The organism is Nocardia sp. NPDC059177 (genome assembly GCF_042755165.1).
Taxonomy (GTDB): Bacteria; Actinomycetota; Actinomycetes; order Mycobacteriales; family Mycobacteriaceae; genus Nocardia.
In genome coordinates this window covers 1-2,006 of record NZ_JBHZBX010000050.1, presented here as the reverse complement: position 1 = coordinate 2,006, position 2,006 = coordinate 1, and the positions used below count along the sequence as shown (strand labels likewise).

3 protein-coding genes are annotated in these 2,006 nt (G+C 62.0%); all 3 read left to right on the top strand.

Translation table 11 applies throughout. From position 1 onward, the window contains the following. The first annotated feature begins 307 nt into the window (after positions 1 to 307). The 3 genes from ACFXK0_RS28995 (at position 308) to ACFXK0_RS28985 (ending at position 1,995) form a co-directional block, all read left to right on the top strand. Complete coding sequence (locus ACFXK0_RS28995; protein ID WP_379414266.1) at positions 308 to 436, top strand: hypothetical protein; 129 nt, start codon at positions 308 to 310, stop codon at positions 434 to 436. Positions 437 to 555: 119 nt separating this feature from the next. After that, on the top strand, positions 556 to 1,296 hold the full coding sequence (locus tag ACFXK0_RS28990; RefSeq protein WP_379414265.1) for a TIGR02391 family protein: 741 nt from the start codon (positions 556 to 558) through the stop codon (positions 1,294 to 1,296). A gap of 336 nt (positions 1,297 to 1,632) precedes the next feature. Then, a complete protein-coding gene (locus ACFXK0_RS28985; protein WP_379414263.1) occupies positions 1,633 to 1,995 on the top strand; it encodes a hypothetical protein in 363 nt (120 codons plus the stop codon). The last annotated feature ends 11 nt before the right edge of the window (positions 1,996 to 2,006 follow it).

Below are 2,006 nucleotides of genomic sequence, written 5' to 3'. Positions count from 1 at the left end.
ATGGGCGGATGTTCGGTGGCAGGCGCTTCGGGGTCCATAATTGGTCCAGTGGATGTCGGAGTGAAATCGGCTATGGTTCTCGCGGGTCTCGAGCTTAAGAAATGGTTCAGCGAAAATGGAGCTGTGGATGTCACCATTCGATCGTGACCCGGCTGTCATTGACCGAAGGTGCCCATGAGGTGTTTGACCCCGAGATCAACAGGCAGGTATTGGTCGATCATGCCTTCATCGTGGCGGGCGGCGTGATCACCAAAGCAGCTCGTGCTGGATCGGCAATAGGCTTGACGCCAGCAAGCGGAGCCAGATCATGTTCCTCGACCGGGACGACATCCTGAACCTCTACGTGGTCAGCAGTCTGCCGCTGCCGGAGCGTGCGCTGCCGCCCGTTGCGGACCCGTGGGCGTCCTCGGCCGCGCGCGATGAGCCACCGTTCTAGCCGAAGCTCACTCGCCCGCGCGTGGTTGATATGCCGTGTCGGCGGGCGGCCCATCGACGAAACGGCCGATTCGAGGAAGTCGTTCTGCGCTCACCGTAGAACTGGTCGAAGATGGGGCCATGCAGTTTGAGGGGATCGATGTTCCGTGGGTACGTGAGCAGCTGGTGCGCATCCTTGATGAGACCAAGCCTGTTTACGACTTGCACGGCAGCGGGTTCGTGTCCTGCGGGCACGGCAGGTTCATCGAGCTCATGGAGATCGTTGGGCCCATTCTGAGTCGGCTGTATCCGGAATGGCAGCGAGAGAACCACGACTCTGAGCCCACCGACGACGACTTCGAACCGGATCGGGCAGTGCGCGACGCAACTCGGCGACTAATCGTCCGACTCGATTACCAGACCGAGTTGATCGACCGCCTCGGAGGGACGGATACATCTCCGCAAATCAACGCGACGATGCTGCACCCGCTGATCTGGAAAGCCGCAACCGCGCAGTGGTCGACAGGTCACCGACATGAAGCAGTACTCGCAGCGGCCAAAGCGGTGAACTCGCTGCTACAGCAGAAGACCGGTCGGCGGGACGTCGCCGAGGCCGACCTGGTAAGGCAGTCGTTCTCGGACAAGCCGCCCGAGCCGGGCAAACCCCGGCTACGTTTCACCGGCATAAGCAATGACCAGACTGCCAAATCCATGCGTGTCGGAGTGATGGACTTCGGGGCAGGCTGTTTCGGTGCGATCCGAAACCCAATCGGGCACTTGCCAAATGATGAGGTTGAGCTGGACGGACAGTCGGCGTTGGAGCGGCTGTGCGCGCTGAGCCTGCTGGCTCGATGGATCGATGAGGCCGACGTGGAGTCCTAGAGTTCGGCGACTGTCCGATGGCACTTTGTGGACGCGCGACAGGGTGTACGACCTGAGACGCTCAGGCGGTGAGGTAGCGCGTAGCTCGGCGGCGGCTGGTCACTGTGACTGGCCGCCACGGGAACAAGAAGTTTCGGTGCCAACTAGGCCCCCGCGACCGCGAACGCCGATTTGTTGCGAGTGCAGTCCTGACCCGGCAGCTCAGTGCTCGCAATCGTTGTGCGCGGGTGGGCTGTAGGTCATCGGCCCGCAAGCTCGGCAGGTGTGGACGCGATGGTGCCCGCCGATTAGGCGGCACGGCATCGCGGTGACAAGCGATTGGCCCACCACGAGACGATGCCGGGGCTGCTGCACGATGAGGTGGTGGAGGCTGTCGAGTCGGCCACCCGCAAGTCCTTCGAACTGCTCGCAGCCCACAAGTACCTGCTGCGCCGCGAATTGACCACGCTGCCCGACAACCCCGATCTCGTCGCACTGTGCGAGCACTACGACATTCTCGACAAGATCGTCCTGCACGACGACCTCGAATCCGGGATCCGGTTGCGCCTGCACATCTTCGGGCACGGCTACCACGATCGCCCGCACAACCACCGCTGGACCTACGCCAGCCACATCCGGAACTTGTCAAGCCGTTCGGGACCAGTGGGAGTGATCAGGCTGCTTCCACACGCTCCTCGCTATCAGATTCGGGTTTGTTGATCCAGACACTG

Coding starts and splice junctions, on each gene's coding strand:
- ACFXK0_RS28990 (WP_379414265.1), top strand. CDS start 556: ATGCAGTTTGAGGGGATCGATGTTCCGTGGGTACGTGAGCAGCTGGTG.
- ACFXK0_RS28995 (WP_379414266.1), top strand. CDS start 308: ATGTTCCTCGACCGGGACGACATCCTGAACCTCTACGTGGTCAGCAGT.
- ACFXK0_RS28985 (WP_379414263.1), top strand. CDS start 1,633: ATGCCGGGGCTGCTGCACGATGAGGTGGTGGAGGCTGTCGAGTCGGCC.